The sequence below is a fragment of the Duganella levis genome, assembly GCF_009857605.1.
Taxonomy (GTDB): Bacteria; Pseudomonadota; Gammaproteobacteria; order Burkholderiales; family Burkholderiaceae_D; genus Rugamonas; species Rugamonas levis.
This window is the reverse complement of record NZ_WWCT01000039.1, coordinates 12,922-27,837: the sequence shown is the minus strand read 5'-3', so window position 1 is coordinate 27,837 and position 14,916 is coordinate 12,922. Positions and strand designations below refer to the sequence as shown.

The following is a 14,916-nucleotide window of genomic DNA, read 5'->3' as shown; positions in this document are numbered from 1 at the left end:
GGCGCCGGCGCCAGCGGGGGCGCGGCGGCCGGCCGCGGCGGGCGGCCGTCGTCCAGCAGCGAGCTCTTGGTGGCGCCCTCGGTATTGGCGCTGGCCGGGTCGATCTGGTTACGCAGCACCAATGACAAGGTGCCGACGCTGCGCGCCAGGTCCAGTTTCTCGACCTGCTCCGGCGTCAGTTCCAGCGTCACCGCGTTCACCACTTTCGGCTTGGTGTCGTCGCGGTTGGATTCCTGGGCGATGGCCAGCACCAGGATGCGTTCCAGCACGATCTTGGAGATGGCTTGTTCGCGTGGCGCATTGTCACCGTGGAAATCGCTCTGGGTATTGACCAGGATGTCGACGAAGTTGCCTGGCAGCGCGAAGCCGGCCACGCCCACCACGTCGTTGACGCGCACCGTCATGGCCCGTTTGCCGGCCGCCACCACGGCCGACAGGCCGCCGGTGGTGCCGACCGGCGCCAGCTTGCTTTCCATCAGCGGTTCGCCGCGCTGGATATTGCTGCGCGTGATGCGGCCATCCGCCGACTTGAGGTCGAGCAGGGCGCCGGGCGGCACCGAGTTCGACGGCCAGTCCACCATGTGCACCAGTTCCGGCGTGATGCGCGCGCCCATGCTGATGTCGAGCAGCGCCACCGCGACCTTGTTGCTGTTGTTGGCCGATTGGCCGGCGATCCATTGTGCTGCCAGTACCACGGCGGCCAGCGCCATCACCAGCGCCACCCCAATCATTGTCAAAGCCCGCGTGTTTCTCATGCTGTACTTTCCCGGTTAGCCCGTTGTGTTGGTGTCGCGTCGTTCGCGTTCTTTTTTCTGTTGGTCTGCAGCCACGCGGCGTGCGCCGGCGCCGGCAAAATAATTCTGCCAGGCCCAGTCGAGCGAGCGCTGGTCGAGTGTCGGCTGCGTGTTTTCGTAGCGCGCCAGGTCGCGCACCTGGCGTATCAGGTCGCGCGGGTAGCAAGCGAGCAACGGCGTCTGATCCTTGGCGTGGTGCTCACTCAGCAGATACGCAAAGGCGCTGGCGTCAAACGCCATGCCGTATTGTGTGCAGGCCTGGCGGAACAGCAGCTCATATTCCGCCTGGGTTTGGGGCGGGACTTCTATCTTGTAACCAAGGCGGCGGAGGAAGGCGCCATCGGATAATCGTTCGGGTAGAAAGTTCGACGAGAATACCACGACCACATCAAAAGGAACTTGAAAAACCAGTCCGGTGTGCAACGAAAGGTAATCGACGCCACGGTCCATCGGCACGATCCAACGATTCATCAATTCCAGCGGCGAGCAGCGTTGACGGCCGAGGTCGTCGATGATGAAGATGCCGTTGTTGGCTTTTAAATGAGGAGGGGCCTGATACAGGCGCGTGTTGGCGTCGAAGCGCAGGTCCAGCATTTCCAGCGTCAGCTCGCCGCCGGTCAGTGCAGTCGGACGCTGCAGGTCGCGCACCCAGCGCGCGTCGAGCGTGCGGTGGCGATCGCCGAGTTCGGCCTGCACCGCTGCGCTGCCATCGGCCGCCGGCTGGTGCTGCACCGGATCGTAGAACGGCACCACCTCGGCGTCGATCATGATGGCGTAGGGCACCGCGATGGCGCCGTGCAGCAGGCCGCACAGGCGCTCGGCCAGGAAGGTTTTGCCGCTGCCGGCCTGGCCGTAGATGAACATCGCGCGGCCGGAATTCATGGCCGCGCCCATCTGGTCCAGTACGCCGCGGCTGGCGACCACGTCGCTGAAGGCGCGATCGACATCGGCGCGCACCACATGCAGGTGACGCACGCTTTGCGCCGCCACCTGCGCCACGTACGCTGCCAGCGTCACCGGCGCCGGTCCGGCGTAAGCGTTGCGATTCAGGCAGGCAGTGGCGCGCAGCGCGCCGGCATCGGTCAGGTGGTAGGTCAGGTCGGCATCGGTGCCGCTGTGGCCGCTTCGCGTGACTTCGCACAGCTTTTCGTTGCGCAGGAACGTCACCAGCGGCGTGATGACGCTGACGCTCAGTTTGATGTGCGCGGCCAGTTCCGGCAGCCGCACCTGGCCACGCTGGAACAGCACCTTGAGTATGAGTTCAGTGAGGAATAAAAACGACAGACCGGTTTCTTCGACGCTGCGCGGCGCGCGCGCGCCGGCCGGTTCGCTGGATTCTGCAATGGCGGTGATACCAAGCTCAGCTTCCATGACGTCCTTGATAGTTAGCGGCCAAGAATCTTGTCGGCTGAACAATTATATCGCCATGGCTGGTCACGGGTGTATACAAACTTAGTGTTGTAAAAAAGCGTCAAACAGCGAGTGTCCGTTGAGCGCGCCATAGATCAGGTAGGGCAGCGTGCCGGCCGCGATCGCCACCGCATACGGCAGGCGGCCGCTGGCCTCGGACGGCGCCTCGATCTGCACCCGCTCGCCGCCGAGGCTGCGGAACAAGGCGTGCAGGCCCATCTGGTAGGTATTGCGCAGCAAGGGCCGCAGGCGGCCGGTCGATGCCGCCACCGCCAGCGCCAGTACGCCGCCGGCCAGCAGGGTCATGACGGTGCAACCGATCACTGCTTGCGGCCCGACAAAGGCACCCACCATGGCCATCAGCTTGACGTCGCCGGCGCCCAGGGTGCGCAAGATGTACATCGGCAGCAGCAGCAGCAGCCCCACGCCCAGGCCGGCCAGGGCCCACAACAGTCCGAGTCCACCGAACGGCATGATGAACAAACCGTCGCCTGGCGCATACAGGGTGTTCAGAGCCAGGCCCAGCACTGCTCCGCCGAACACCAGTCCATTGGGAATGCGGCGCGTCCGCACATCGCTCCAGACAGCCAGCGCCAGCACAGAGCACAGCAACAACAAAGGTAGTTGGATCATGGTGCGCGGGAAGAGAGACGATGGCTGATGGTAACGCAGTTGGGCGAGGGACGCTGCACCTTCTTGCCGCCGGGTTGGTCTGCGCAGTGGCACGGGGTGCCGTGGTGCGGCGCGCGGCGCGACAGCGGTCACCCGCGAGGCGAAAAAAAAACGGACCGCCACTGCGATCCGCTTGATGGCCGGCGAGAGGCCGCCGGGGTTTATACCGTGGTGCCGCCGAGGCTGGTGATGATGGCGTTGATTTTGGTTTTGATGCCGTTGCCCAGGCCGGTGAAAGCGACGGTGATGATGCTGCCAATTGCGGCGGCCATCAGTGCGTATTCGATTGCGGTGATGCCCGATTCGTCGTTGATGAAGTTTTTGATAGCGTTCATGATAGTTTCCTTGAGTATGTGGGGGAGAGTTACTTACATTGTCAATTCAACTAAAACGGGGCTCGGGTTTTAGGTGCAGCTGATGGGTTGAATTCTACCGAAGAATGGCCGGCGCGCCAGCCGAGGAATGTCACTTTGTGGCGTGACATTTGTCACGATATGCCACCGGCAAACGCAACAGCCCCAAAAAAACGGACCGCCAATGCGATCCGTTCGACAACGCAGCAGCGATGACAGCGTGGCTTACACCGTGGTGCCGCCCAGGCTGGTGATGATGGTATTGATCTTGGCCTTGATGCCGTTGCCCAGACCGGTGAAGGCGACGGTGATGATGCCGCCGATGGCAGCGGCCATCAGTGCGTACTCGATGGCGGTGATGCCGGATTCGTCGTTGATGAAGTTTTTGATGGCGTTCATGATGTTTTTCTCGTGTAGGTAGATGTTTGCAGGTAATTGCCGATACGGTGGTCGCATCGATCAGACGGTGGTGCCGCCCAGGCTGGTGATGATGGTGTTGATCTTGGCTTTGATGCCGTTGCCCAGGCCGGTGAAGGCGACGGTAATGATGCCGCCGATGGCTGCGGCCATCAGCGCGTATTCGATGGCGGTGATACCGGATTCGTCGGCAATGAAGTTTTTGATGGCGTTCATGATAGTTTCCTTGGGTATGTGAGTTAAATGTCGTTTTACATCGTCAATTCAACTAAAACTGGGCTCAGGTTTTAGGTCCTAAAAAATGCGAGCAGCGCGATGCTGATGATCACCGTCCCCAGGGCCACGAGCAGCGCATACTCCATCAAGGTGGCGCCGCGCGCTTGACCGTTGAGCCGGTATGCGCGATTGGCCTTCCCTGTTGAAATCCGCATGCTCATGTTCCTTTATCCTGGGTTTAGTGGCCGGTTCCGCCGGTGCGGCACCGCTGCTGATGTATTGAATTCTACGCAGGGCACGGCGGCGCCACAGCGGACGGATGTCACTTTGTGGGCAGGAGGGAGGTCACGATTGTCAGCGGCGGCGGCATGACATTTGTCATGCGCCGCGCTGCCGGGTGTTATTGCAAACCGTGACGGGTGGCGTAGACGTACAGTTCCAGGCGGTTGGCCACGCCCAGTTTTTGGTAGATGGAGGTGAGGTTGTTGCGCAGTGTTGGCTCGGCGATGAACAGCTTGGCCGCCAGTTCCTTGTTGGCCGCGCCGTTGCTGTCGACCACGGTGGCGACGATCTTGCGCTCCTTCGGGGTCAGCGAGCCGATGCGTTGCGCTTCGGGATCGGCCTTGGCCGGCGCGCTCTGGCCCAGCAGCGCGCCCATCAGGCTCGCATCCAGATGCATCTCGCCGGCACACACCCGCTCGATGGCCTGCAACAATACCTCGGCCGGCGCCTCCTTGCTGACCACGCCGCGCGCGCCCAGCTTGACGGCCTGCGCCAGCAGGGCCTGGTCGCGGTTGCCGCTGAGGATCAGCACGCGCGCGCCGCTGTCCTGCAGCAGTTGCGGCAGCACCTCGATCGAGCTGCGTCCTTCAAGGTCGAGGTCGAGCACGATCAGGTCCGGGCGCAGACGCGCGCCTTCCCGCAGCGCGCTTTCATTGTTGTGGGCCGTGCCGGCCAGGGTCAGGGCCGCACCGGCGCCCTCAATCAATTTTTCCAAGCCCCATAGCATGGTCTTGTGGTCATCGACTAACATGATCCGGATCGGGGCGTTAGTTTCAGTAGTGGTCATTTCTGTTCCAGGATTCAGACCGGAATGGCGATATGGACCGTCGTGGCGCCTTGCGCCGTCTGGCTTATCTCGATCGTGCCGCCCAGCGCAGTGGTGCGCTCGGCGATCGATCCTGGCAGGAATTGGGCCGGTGGACCTTCCGGAGTTTCATTTTCAATCCGTATGTGCAGCTGGTCGTCCACATTCTTCAGGTGGATGCGTCCGGCGCGCGCGCGGGTGTGTTTACGGATGTTGCTCATGCCTTCGTTGACGATCTGGAATACCTCGGCTGCCAGCCGGTCGCTCAGGCGGAAATCCTCGGCGGCCTCGATGCTGATGCTCAGGCCGTAGAATTCCTGCACCTGCTTGGCCTGGCGGCGCAAGGCCACCAGCAGCTCGGTTTCCTGCCGCGCCACCCCCTCGCGCACGGTCTTGGCAAAAGCGCGCATGTCGGTGATGACTTGGCTCGTCATATCCAGTAGTTTATCGAGTTCTGCCGCAGATGGGTGCTCTGTTTGCACAGATTGACGTATTGCGCTGATTCCGTGGCGCAGACCGATGTAGGGCTGAATGGTGGAGTCATGCAAGTCACGGGCGATTTTCTGCCGCTCGCGGAAGGCGGCGTCCGACGCCAGGCGGTCCAGCAGGATGATGTTTTCGATCACCGGGAAGAACTGGGTGGCCAACTGGTGCAGGAAGGCGGCGTCGCCGCGCGTCAGGCGCTCGGCGCCGGAGACCACGTACAGCCGCCCCTGGCCCTTGCGCAGGGGCAGCGGCACGCTGATGAAGGACGAGGCGTCGAGCAAATCGATCAGGTGCACCAGCTGCGCCGGCGGCAGTGCTTCCCAACGGCTTTGGCTGACCTCGCGCTGGCGCGCCTCAATGGTGCGCGGCAGGCGCGGGTGCAATGCGCCGGCGTACTGCACCAGCGTCTTGGGGGCGAACGCCAGCAGCGGGGCGGCGGCGGCGTCGGATAAATGCGACAGTGTCACCTTGTCCGGCGTCGCCGAGTGCAGCTGCCACAGCTCGTCGGCGCCGCCGCGCATCAGCAGCAGGCAGTTGCTGGCATGGTAGAAGCGGCCGGTCTGCTGCAGCATCGAGGCGATGGTCTGGTCGACCCCGAAGCGCGGATTGGACAGTTGGCTGACGCGCCGCAGCAGGTTGAGACGGTGGCGCTGGGTGAGGCCCAGCCCGCCCCAGTAGGAAATCATATAGCCCAGCGCCAGCAGGAAGGTGGTGCGCAGCAGCAGGTTGGCCTGGTTGGCGCTCTGGTCTGCCAGCCAGGTAGCCAGCGCCAGTACCAGGGACGAGGCCAGCGTGATGCGCGCGCCCTCGTCGAAGCCCCACTGGAACGAGGCGGTCAGGATGACGAAGAAGAAGAAGGGAAAGAAGAAGCTGTTGCTGCCGCCGCTGCAATACACCATCAGGCCGTACCAGCCCAGGTCCAGCCAGTACACCAGCTTGCCGTGCCAGAAAGGGTTGCCATGCCGCCGTGCCGCCACCAGCAGCGTCATGCTGTGCGCCAGATAGGCGCTAAACACCATCCACGCCAGCGCGCCCTGCGTACTGGCGTTGCCGAGGTCGCCCGGGGCGATCGATAGCGTCAGCAGCGCCGACAAGGCCAGCAACAGACGCATGATAAACACCATCGAGGCGCCGGCCACATCGCCGTTGCGTCCCGTCGGGGTATCGATATCATGGGTGACTGGCGGCATGCTTTGCTGGGTTTGTGTTAATTATTTATTAATACTTGTTGCACTACTTGCAATTTCGCGAGTCTACTCATAGAATCGCCTCCTGTAAAGCATCTATTTTTTGCCGATGCTACAGGGTGTGGAATGTCGCTTGCTGTTTGATACTCAAGGTTAATTTTAAATAACGAGACGAAACATTTAAATCACGCTACAATGTGCTACCGCCACCTCAATCCTGTGACGCCGCCGGCCCCGAAACGGACGCCGGAACGCCGCTCCGCCGTGCCGCGCAACGCGCCACCGCCGCATTTCCTTCTTCTAAGCTTCCCGGACGTCACGTCATGAGAGTACCTAATTTTTTGCGCCGCCGCCAAAGTGGCTCAGCGGTGGTGGAGATGGCCCTGGTGGCGCCCGTCGTGCTGCTGCTGATGTTCGCGATCCTGGAGTTTTCCATCATCTTCTTCACCACGATGAGCATGCAGTACGCGGTGCGGGAAGGCACGCGCTACGGCATCACCGGCCGCACCGACCAGGATACCTCCAGCACGCCCGCGCGCTTCCAGGCCATGATCAATGTCATGCGCAACAGTTCGGCCGGCATGTATGACATGGTGGCGCCGGTGATCTCGGTCAACGGCGCCACCTACGCCAGTTCGGCCAACTATTCCAGTTCCATGTTCGGCGGTCCCGATGATATCGTCGTGATCCGCCTGGATTGCACCTGGACCCTGCGCACGCCGTTGATCGGCGCTTTCTTCAAGAATGGCAAGCTGAACTTCGCGGTGGCGGCGACCATGAAAAACGAAAGCTGGAGTAGCTGATGAGGCCTGCTTACAGTTGCCGTCGCCGCGCCACCGGTATTGCTGCGGTCGAAGTGGCTTTGATCCTGCCGGTGCTGATCATCCTGTTTCTCAGCATGGTCGATCTCGCACGCGGTATCCAGGCCAATATGATCCTGATTAATTTGAGCCGGGAAGGCGCCAACCTGGCCTCGCGCGGCAAGCTGCAACTGTCCGAGAATGCCCAGACCATCATCGGCCAGGTGGCGGCCTCGGCGCCGCCGCTGGACATGAACAAGCAGGGCATGTTGTACGTAACCCGCATCATGGGCCAGACCAGTGGCAGCGGCACCCGCACCATCGTACTGGAGCAGTACCGCTGGGACGACAGCGTCAACAACCGTGGCTACCGCGTCAGCGGCTATGCGCCCACCAGCAAGGTCTGGAGCTGCGGCAACTGGGCCAGCGGCGTGGCGGGTACCTGCGTGGTGCCGACCGGCAGCAACGCCCCGGTGACGACGCTGATGAGCAACCAGTTGGCCGATGGCGAGGTGGTCTACGTGGTGGAAGCGTTCTATAAATTTGATATGGTGTTTGCGCCGGTCACGCTGGGCCCGCTGGGCACGTCGACCATTGGTCCCAATCTTTATTCGATGTCGATATTCTGATCATGGCTACCTACACACACAAACAACGCGGGGCCGTGCTGCCGCTGATCGTCATCGGCATGCTGGTGCTGATCATGGCCGCCGGCCTCGCCTTTAGCGCCGGCCTGAGCTACATGATCAAGGCCAAGCTGAATGCCGCCACCGACTCCGCCGCGCTGGCGGGCGCGCGCGCCACCAGCCTTGGCGGTGACCAGGCCACCCAGACCACCAATGCCAAGGCGGCGGCGACGCGCTTCTTCAATGCCAACTTCCCGGCCGGCTACCTGGGCTCGACGGCGACGCTGGGCGACACGCAGGTCACTTACACCGGCGGTCAGGTCACGGTGTCGGTATCGGCCTCGGCCACCATGCCGGCTTCGCTACTGGGCACTAACCTGAGCGGGCCGCTGACGCCGGGCGTGCTGACCCAGACCACGCGCAAAGATCTGGACATGGTGATCACGCTCGACACCTCCGGTTCGCTGTCCGACAGCGCTGCCAATGTACGCAGCTCGGCCATCACCTTCCTCAAGCAATTCAACTCGACCCAGGACCGGGTAGGCCTGGTGCATTTCGCCTTTGGCTCGGAGGTGGACGACGCGATCCAGCAGACCGCGCGCGGCTTCGACCGCACCAGCATGGAGACCCACATCAAGGCGCTGAAGTTCGAAGGTTCGACCGCATCAGCGGAAGGCATGTGGCGTGCGCGCCAGCAATTGAACAGTGTGCCGTCGGCCAACCTGAACCGTTCCAACTTGCGCGTGATCATTTTCTTCTCGGACGGCGCGCCGAACTCGTTCGCGGCCTACCTGAACTGGAAGACCCCCAGCGACTGCCTCGTCGCCGGCACCATCGCCACCGATGATGATGGCTCCGGCGAACCGTACGGCCTGTACAGTCCGGATGACAACTACACCGCGCTGGGCGGCAAATGTAATCCCTATAACCAGGGCTACAACAATTCGTTGGGTCGCAATGCGCAGTTGTCGGATCGGGTGAGCTCGCTGCCGGACTGGTATAACGGCCACAACCCGGTAACCAATCCCAACGATCCGAACGCGCAGGAGTTCAAGGTGGTGACCACCACGCCGCGCGTGGTGACCAATGCCATCACCTACCAGAACGTCAACCGCGCTGCACGCAACCTGGTGGAAGCGATGGCGGCCAAGTCGCAGGATGAGGGTATCTATGTGTTCACGCTGGGCTTGGGGTCGCAGTTGAAAGCCGCTTCTGGCGTTGACAAGGAAAAGGGCGAGGACACGCTAAAGTGCATGGCCAACGCGGTCGATGCACCGTCCCGCTGCGCGCGGCCGAGCAAGCCAGTGGGCGTGTATTGCTACGCTGCCACCCAGGCTGACCTGACGCCGTGTTTCTCCAAACTGGCGTCGGCCATCCTGAAAATCACCAAGTAAGTGCTAGTGCACAACCGGTACTGTCGCTGCCAGCGCCGGCGCCTTGTGGGCAAATGACATCAGCTCCCAGCTGTCGCGGCTGTAGAGCCGGCCGGCGGCGTCGGCGTCCTGGTAGTCCAGCTTGACGTAGTTGGCGAGCGTCGGCACGAACCACACGGTCTCGGTCAGCTTGCCGCCGATCTTGCTGCTGTCGTTGACGTCGGCATACTGCGCCTCGACCACGATCTTCAGCGCATCGAACTCGCCGGCCGGCACCCGCACTTTTTCCCAGTCCACCACTTTGCCTTTGATCGCATAGCGCCATTGCTTGCCGGCCTTGCTGTTGTCGCCGACCACTTCGTTGTTCCATTCGGCGCCGGGCGCCAGCGGGAACACGTAGCGCGTGAACGACGGTGCGAAGTGCATGCCGCCGCGCTCGACCGGATTCATCTCGGGGGTGAATAACTGCGTGCTGATCAGGGCGCCGCTGGCGGCGCGCTTGATCGCCACGTGGATGCCGGCTTCATCAATCGCCGCCACTTCCATGCGGTTGATGTTGCCCTTGGCGCCTTTCCATACGTCGGTATATTGATAGGTCCACGAATCGCCGACCGCCTGTGCCGGGGCCGGCACCGCTTCGTGGTTGCCTGCCTGCGCGAGTGCGCACGGCAGGATGAAACAGAGCACTGCAAACGAACGTTTGATGGTCATGCTGTCTCCTTTATTGTGATTTGTGCATTGAATATAGCACAAGGTTGGAGCAGTGCAAGTGGCATGTAACGCCGGAAAATAGTGTCAAAAAGTTTGAACCGGTTGCGCGCCGGCGACGAATAGCTAGGTGTCCGCCCAATCAACGCGGTCGCCAACCTATACACTTAAAGGAATCACCATGCGCGCATTTCACCTGACTTTGACCGCAATCCCCCTGGCCCTTGCGCTCACCCTGAGCGCCTGCGGCGGCGGCAGCGATACCGATACCGCCGCCGTCACGCCGCCCGTGACGACGCCGCCGGTCACCACGCCGCCTGTTACGACACCACCGGTGACCACGCCGCCGGCCACCACCGGCAATGACCTGAGCTCGTTCGCAGTGGCCTGGGCCAGCTTCCAGATGCTGGAATCGGTACAGGCGCTGCAACTGACGGCCGGCGGTACCGGCAACTGCGGCGCGGGCGGCACCACCGCCTACGACGCGGCCAAAGCCACGCAGACGCTGAACCGTTGCCGTGTGAACGAAATGCCGTACCAGCTGTACAGCGGCACTAGCACTGTTAAGCAATTGACCGCCAATGCCGACCACACGCTGGTGGTGGCGCAGTTGACCGCGCCGGCGATTGATGTATTGGACACCGACGGCACGCTGGAGTTCAAGCTGGTCGGCGGCGACATCAACGGCACCATGCAGGACAACGGTAGCGACGACAGCTACTTCTACAACTCCACCCAGTTGCAATTCCGCGCCGGCGCGTCGACCAGCTACACCATCAGCAACGCCGGCAGCACCTCGACCGTGATCACTTTCGTTGCCGGCAAGCCGGAGCGCAGCACCAACAACCTGGTGTACACCGTCAGCAATGGCAAGGACAGCTGGCAGGTTAGCGTGATGAGCCCGGTGCATGAGGCCGGCGACAACCGTCCCGACCGTGGCCAACTGATGATCACCCGCCTCGGCGCCACGCAGGCGTTGCAGGCCGTGTTGGGCAGCAATGGCGTGACCTTGTCCGGCGGCGAGCAGAATCAGACCCAGACCTATGGCTGGACCGACGCCAGCCTGCGCGCCGCGATCGCGACCGCTACCCAGTAAGCGCAGGCTTACCAGCGCATGGTCTGGATGAAGTCGGCGAAGGCGCGTAGCGGTGCCGGCAGGTAGCGGCGGCCGGGGTAGTACAGCGACGGCCCGCTGAAGGCCGGCCACCAGCGCTCCAGCACCGGTTCGAGTTCACCGCGATCCATATACGGTCGCAGCCAGTCCTCGAACAGGTAGATCAGACCGCTGCCGGCCAGCGCCGCATCGACCGCCAGATCGGCGCCGGCGCCCAGGCTGACAATCAGCGGCCCGGCCGGCTCGATCATCACCGTGCGACCCTTGTTGTGGAATTCCCAGGCCGGCATGGCGCCGCTGCTGAAACGCCCGCGCAGGCAGACGTGCTGCAGCAAATCCTGCGGCTTCTTCGGCCGCCCATGCAATTGCAGATAGGCCGGCGACGCCGCCAACGCCATGCGCTGCGTGCGCGGGCCGATCGGCAGCGCCACCATGTCCTGTTCCATGCGCTCGCCGTAGCGGATGCCGGCGTCACAGCCCGAGCGCAACAGGTCGACAAAGCTGTCTTCCACCGTGACCTCGACGCAGATCTCCGGATAGGCCGCCATGAACGGCGGCAGGATGCGCGGCAGGATCAGCTTCGACGCGCTGAGCGGCACGTTGAGGCGCAACCGTCCGGCGGGGCGATCGCGGAAGCCGTTCACCACATCCAGCGCCGAGGTTACCGCGTCCAGCGCCGGCGTCAGTTGTTCCAGCAGGCGTTGGCCGGCTTCGGTGGCGGCCACGCTGCGGGTGGTGCGATGGAGCAGGCGCACGCCCAGTTGCGCCTCCAGCCGTCGCACCGCCTCGCTCAGTTGCGACGCGCTGCTGCCGCTCTGGCGCGCCGCCTCGCGAAAGCCGCCATGCGTGGCCACCGCAACGAAGGCGCCGATGTCCTGTAATTCCGCCATTTTTGGATTGTCCTGTTTTCGGCACAAGCTGTGCCACTGTGATGTATTGTCGCACAGCAGAAAGCTGCCTAGACTGTGTTCATTCACTCATCCACAGGAGAACACCATGAGCACCTTTCAACTCGGCGACCTGACTGTCAACCGCATGGGCTACGGCGCCATGCAACTGGCCGGCCCGCACGTGTTCGGCCCGCCGAAGGACCGCGAGGCGGCGCTGGCCGTGCTGCGCGACACCGTGGCCAACGGCATCAACCATATCGATACCAGCGATTTCTACGGCCCGCACGTCACCAATCAACTGATCCGCGAAGCGCTGCACCCGTATGCGGACGACCTGACCATCGTCACCAAGGTCGGCGCCTTCCGGGACGCGGAAGGCGGCTGGCTGCCGGCGCAATCGCCGCAGCAACTGGAAGCGGCTGTGCATGACAACCTGCGCAACCTCGGGCTGGACGTGCTGGACGTGGTTAACATGCGCCTGATGTTCGACGTCATGGGGCCAGCCGAAGGCGATATCGAAGCCCACATCAGCGCACTGGCCGGATTGCAGCAGCGCGGCCTGATCCGTCATATCGGCTTGAGCAACGCCACCGCAGCGCAAGTGCGGCAGGCGCGCAGCATCGCTCCTATCGTCTGCGTGCAGAACCAGTACAACCTGGTGCACCGCCATGACGACGCCCTGATCGATGAGCTGGCGCAAGACGGCATCGCCTACGTGCCTTTCTTCCCGCTAGGCGGTTTCTCACCGCTGCAATCGTCGCAGCTGGCCGAGGTGGCGACCGAGCTGGATGCTACGCCGATGCAAGTTGCGCTGGCCTGGCTGCTGCAACGGGCGCCGAACATCCTGCTGATTCCCGGCACTTCGTCGGTGGCCCACCTGCGCCAGAATATCGCCGCCGCCACGCTGGTGCTGCCGCCGGAAGCGCTGCGCAAGCTGGACAGCATCAAGGGCTGAAAACGCCTTCCACATTATGGGATGCGGCATGATGGGCTGCCGCATCTTTTTTTCCATTTTTTGAAAAGACGTTTCACATCAAGAAAAGTGTAGTCTATCTCATTGAAAAATAACGAATAAATTTAACTTATATGTCTTATATAAGACTTGGTGCAACGCATCAGAATGTCCTACTATTTAGTCATACGGTTTTGCTTATTTGTGTTTTTCTTTAGGAGATAAAAATGTCCCAGTACCAAGACGACATCAAGGCAGTTGGCGCTTTGAAAGAGCAACAAGGTTCCGCCTGGAACGCCATCAATCCCGAGTCCGCAGCCCGCATGCGCGCGCAGAACAAATTCAAAACCGGCCTGGACATTGCCAAATACACGGCTGGCATCATGCGCGCCGACATGGCCGCCTACGACGCCGATCCAAGCAAATACACCCAGTCGCTGGGCTGCTGGCACGGCTTCATCGGCCAGCAAAAAATGATCTCGATTAAGAAGCACTTCAACAGCACCGACCGCCGCTACCTGTACCTGTCGGGATGGATGGTCGCTGCGCTGCGTTCGGAATTCGGCCCGCTGCCGGACCAGTCGATGCACGAGAAAACCGCCGTCTCGGCGCTGATCAAAGAGCTGTACACCTTCCTGCGCCAAGCCGATGCGCGCGAACTGGGCGGCCTGTTCCGCCAGCTGGACGCCGCCGAAGGTCCGGCCAAAGCCGCGATCCAGGACAAGATCGACAACCACGTCACGCACGTAGTGCCTATCATCGCCGACATCGACGCCGGTTTCGGCAATGCGGAAGCGACCTACCTGCTGGCCAAGCAGTTCATCGAAGCGGGCGCCTGCTGCATCCAGATCGAAAACCAGGTGTCGGACGAGAAGCAATGCGGTCACCAGGACGGCAAGGTCACCGTGCCGCATGAAGACTTCCTGGCCAAGATCCGCGCCATCCGCTACGCCTTCCTGGAGCTGGGCGTGGACAACGGCATCATCGTCGCCCGCACCGACTCGCTGGGCGCCGGCCTGACCAAGCAGATCGCCGTCACCGCCGAGCCGGGCGACCTGGGCGACCAGTACAACGCCTTCCTCGACTGCGAAGAAGTGTCGGCCGATGCGCTGGGCAATGGCGACGTCATCATCAAACGCGAAGGCAAGCTGCTGCGTCCTAAGCGCCTGCCGAGCAACCTGTTCCAGTTCCGCGCCGGCAGCGGCGAAGCGCGCTGCGTGCTGGACTGCATCACCTCGCTGCAAAACGGCGCCGACCTGCTGTGGATCGAAACTGAAAAACCGCACATCGCGCAGATTGGCGGCATGGTCAGCGAAATCCGCAAGGTCATCCCGAACGCCAAGCTGGTGTACAACAACAGCCCATCGTTCAACTGGACGCTGAACTTCCGCCAGCAGGTGTACGACGCCTTCAAGGCCGAAGGCAAGGACGTCTCCGCCTACGAGCGTACCCAGCTGATGAGCGCGGAATACGACGAGAGCGAGCTGGCCAAAGTGGCCGACGAAAAGATCCGCACCTTCCAGGCCGATGCGGCGCGCGAAGCGGGCATCTTCCACCACCTGATCACGCTGCCGACCTACCACACCGCCGCGCTGTCGACCGACAACCTGGCCAAGGACTACTTCGGCGACCAGGGCATGCTGGGTTATGTGGCCGGCGTGCAGCGCAAGGAAATCCGCCAGGGCATCGCCTGCGTCAAGCACCAGAACATGTCCGGCTCGGACATCGGCGACGACCACAAAGACTACTTCAGCGGCGAAGCAGCCCTGAAAGCGGCCGGCAAAGACAACACGATGAACCAGTTCTAAACACCGGTTCACGCACCACTTCA

17 protein-coding genes are annotated in these 14,916 nt (G+C 62.3%); 6 read left to right on the top strand and 11 right to left on the bottom strand.

Annotation, left to right across the window (positions count from 1 at the left end; genetic code table 11):
• The 9 genes from cpaB to GTP69_RS28990 form a co-directional block, all read right to left on the bottom strand.
• On the bottom strand, positions 1 to 755 hold a 755-nt coding region (gene cpaB, locus GTP69_RS29030; protein WP_161058123.1), incomplete at its 3' end, for a Flp pilus assembly protein CpaB.
• A gap of 15 nt (positions 756 to 770) precedes the next feature.
• Complete coding sequence (locus GTP69_RS29025) at positions 771 to 2,165, bottom strand: ATP-binding protein (RefSeq protein WP_161058122.1); 1,395 nt, start codon at positions 2,163 to 2,165, stop codon at positions 771 to 773.
• A gap of 81 nt (positions 2,166 to 2,246) precedes the next feature.
• Positions 2,247 to 2,837 (bottom strand): A24 family peptidase, encoded by a 591-nt coding sequence (locus GTP69_RS29020; RefSeq protein ID WP_161058121.1) that lies wholly within the window; start codon positions 2,835 to 2,837, stop codon positions 2,247 to 2,249.
• Between the two features lie 200 nt (positions 2,838 to 3,037).
• Positions 3,038 to 3,211 (bottom strand): Flp family type IVb pilin, encoded by a 174-nt coding sequence (locus GTP69_RS29015; protein ID WP_161058120.1) that lies wholly within the window; start codon positions 3,209 to 3,211, stop codon positions 3,038 to 3,040.
• A 243-nt stretch (positions 3,212 to 3,454) separates the two neighbouring features.
• Positions 3,455 to 3,628 carry a Flp family type IVb pilin gene (locus GTP69_RS29010; RefSeq protein ID WP_161058119.1) on the bottom strand — a complete coding sequence of 58 codons (174 nt, stop codon included), beginning with the start codon at positions 3,626 to 3,628 and terminating at the stop codon, positions 3,455 to 3,457.
• A gap of 60 nt (positions 3,629 to 3,688) precedes the next feature.
• Positions 3,689 to 3,862, bottom strand: a complete 174-nt coding sequence (locus GTP69_RS29005) for a Flp family type IVb pilin (protein WP_161058118.1) — start codon at positions 3,860 to 3,862, stop codon at positions 3,689 to 3,691.
• 71 nt (positions 3,863 to 3,933) lie between these two features.
• Entirely contained in the window at positions 3,934 to 4,083 is a 150-nt protein-coding gene (locus GTP69_RS29000; protein WP_161058117.1) for a hypothetical protein, read from the bottom strand.
• Between the two features lie 179 nt (positions 4,084 to 4,262).
• Entirely contained in the window at positions 4,263 to 4,895 is a 633-nt protein-coding gene (locus GTP69_RS28995; RefSeq protein WP_202424618.1) for a response regulator, read from the bottom strand.
• Between the two features lie 50 nt (positions 4,896 to 4,945).
• Positions 4,946 to 6,625, bottom strand: a complete 1,680-nt coding sequence (locus GTP69_RS28990; RefSeq protein WP_161058115.1) for a sensor histidine kinase — start codon at positions 6,623 to 6,625, stop codon at positions 4,946 to 4,948.
• A 320-nt stretch (positions 6,626 to 6,945) separates the two neighbouring features.
• On the opposite strand from GTP69_RS28990, the gene GTP69_RS28985 reads away from it, so the two are divergent.
• The 3 genes from GTP69_RS28985 to GTP69_RS28975 are packed head-to-tail and all read left to right on the top strand — an operon-like array spanning position 6,946 to position 9,442.
• Positions 6,946 to 7,425 carry a TadE/TadG family type IV pilus assembly protein gene (locus tag GTP69_RS28985; RefSeq protein WP_161058114.1) on the top strand — a complete coding sequence of 160 codons (480 nt, stop codon included), beginning with the start codon at positions 6,946 to 6,948 and terminating at the stop codon, positions 7,423 to 7,425.
• Positions 7,425 to 8,051 (top strand): TadE/TadG family type IV pilus assembly protein, encoded by a 627-nt coding sequence (locus tag GTP69_RS28980; protein WP_161058113.1) that lies wholly within the window; start codon positions 7,425 to 7,427, stop codon positions 8,049 to 8,051. The genes GTP69_RS28985 and GTP69_RS28980 overlap by 1 nt, the downstream gene beginning before the upstream one ends.
• A 2-nt stretch (positions 8,052 to 8,053) precedes the next feature.
• On the top strand, positions 8,054 to 9,442 hold the full coding sequence (locus GTP69_RS28975) for a TadE/TadG family type IV pilus assembly protein (RefSeq protein ID WP_161058112.1): 1,389 nt from the start codon (positions 8,054 to 8,056) through the stop codon (positions 9,440 to 9,442).
• A gap of 3 nt (positions 9,443 to 9,445) precedes the next feature.
• Here GTP69_RS28975 and GTP69_RS28970 read toward each other — a convergent pair whose 3' ends face one another.
• A complete protein-coding gene (locus GTP69_RS28970) occupies positions 9,446 to 10,132 on the bottom strand; it encodes a hypothetical protein (protein WP_161058111.1) in 687 nt (228 codons plus the stop codon).
• Positions 10,133 to 10,310: 178 nt separating this feature from the next.
• Between GTP69_RS28970 and GTP69_RS31165 the strand changes: the two genes are divergently transcribed.
• Positions 10,311 to 11,225 carry a hypothetical protein gene (locus tag GTP69_RS31165; RefSeq protein WP_202424617.1) on the top strand — a complete coding sequence of 305 codons (915 nt, stop codon included), beginning with the start codon at positions 10,311 to 10,313 and terminating at the stop codon, positions 11,223 to 11,225.
• Between the two features lie 8 nt (positions 11,226 to 11,233).
• On the opposite strand, the gene GTP69_RS28965 is transcribed toward GTP69_RS31165, so the two are convergent.
• A complete protein-coding gene (locus GTP69_RS28965; RefSeq protein ID WP_161058110.1) occupies positions 11,234 to 12,133 on the bottom strand; it encodes a LysR family transcriptional regulator in 900 nt (299 codons plus the stop codon).
• A gap of 106 nt (positions 12,134 to 12,239) precedes the next feature.
• On the opposite strand from GTP69_RS28965, the gene GTP69_RS28960 reads away from it, so the two are divergent.
• Positions 12,240 to 13,088, top strand: a complete 849-nt coding sequence (locus tag GTP69_RS28960) for an aldo/keto reductase family oxidoreductase (RefSeq protein WP_161058109.1) — start codon at positions 12,240 to 12,242, stop codon at positions 13,086 to 13,088.
• Positions 13,089 to 13,312: 224 nt separating this feature from the next.
• Positions 13,313 to 14,893 (top strand): isocitrate lyase, encoded by a 1,581-nt coding sequence (locus GTP69_RS28955; protein ID WP_161058108.1) that lies wholly within the window; start codon positions 13,313 to 13,315, stop codon positions 14,891 to 14,893.
• Positions 14,894 to 14,916: the final 23 nt, after the last annotated feature.

Coding starts and splice junctions, on each gene's coding strand:
- GTP69_RS29025 (WP_161058122.1), bottom strand. CDS start 2,165: ATGGAAGCTGAGCTTGGTATCACCGCCATTGCAGAATCCAGCGAACCG.
- GTP69_RS29020 (WP_161058121.1), bottom strand. CDS start 2,837: ATGATCCAACTACCTTTGTTGTTGCTGTGCTCTGTGCTGGCGCTGGCT.
- GTP69_RS29015 (WP_161058120.1), bottom strand. CDS start 3,211: ATGAACGCTATCAAAAACTTCATCAACGACGAATCGGGCATCACCGCA.
- GTP69_RS29010 (WP_161058119.1), bottom strand. CDS start 3,628: ATGAACGCCATCAAAAACTTCATCAACGACGAATCCGGCATCACCGCC.
- GTP69_RS29005 (WP_161058118.1), bottom strand. CDS start 3,862: ATGAACGCCATCAAAAACTTCATTGCCGACGAATCCGGTATCACCGCC.
- GTP69_RS29000 (WP_161058117.1), bottom strand. CDS start 4,083: ATGAGCATGCGGATTTCAACAGGGAAGGCCAATCGCGCATACCGGCTC.
- GTP69_RS28995 (WP_202424618.1), bottom strand. CDS start 4,895: ATGTTAGTCGATGACCACAAGACCATGCTATGGGGCTTGGAAAAATTG.
- GTP69_RS28990 (WP_161058115.1), bottom strand. CDS start 6,625: ATGCCGCCAGTCACCCATGATATCGATACCCCGACGGGACGCAACGGC.
- GTP69_RS28985 (WP_161058114.1), top strand. CDS start 6,946: ATGAGAGTACCTAATTTTTTGCGCCGCCGCCAAAGTGGCTCAGCGGTG.
- GTP69_RS28980 (WP_161058113.1), top strand. CDS start 7,425: ATGAGGCCTGCTTACAGTTGCCGTCGCCGCGCCACCGGTATTGCTGCG.
- GTP69_RS28975 (WP_161058112.1), top strand. CDS start 8,054: ATGGCTACCTACACACACAAACAACGCGGGGCCGTGCTGCCGCTGATC.
- GTP69_RS28970 (WP_161058111.1), bottom strand. CDS start 10,132: ATGACCATCAAACGTTCGTTTGCAGTGCTCTGTTTCATCCTGCCGTGC.
- GTP69_RS31165 (WP_202424617.1), top strand. CDS start 10,311: ATGCGCGCATTTCACCTGACTTTGACCGCAATCCCCCTGGCCCTTGCG.
- GTP69_RS28965 (WP_161058110.1), bottom strand. CDS start 12,133: ATGGCGGAATTACAGGACATCGGCGCCTTCGTTGCGGTGGCCACGCAT.
- GTP69_RS28960 (WP_161058109.1), top strand. CDS start 12,240: ATGAGCACCTTTCAACTCGGCGACCTGACTGTCAACCGCATGGGCTAC.
- GTP69_RS28955 (WP_161058108.1), top strand. CDS start 13,313: ATGTCCCAGTACCAAGACGACATCAAGGCAGTTGGCGCTTTGAAAGAG.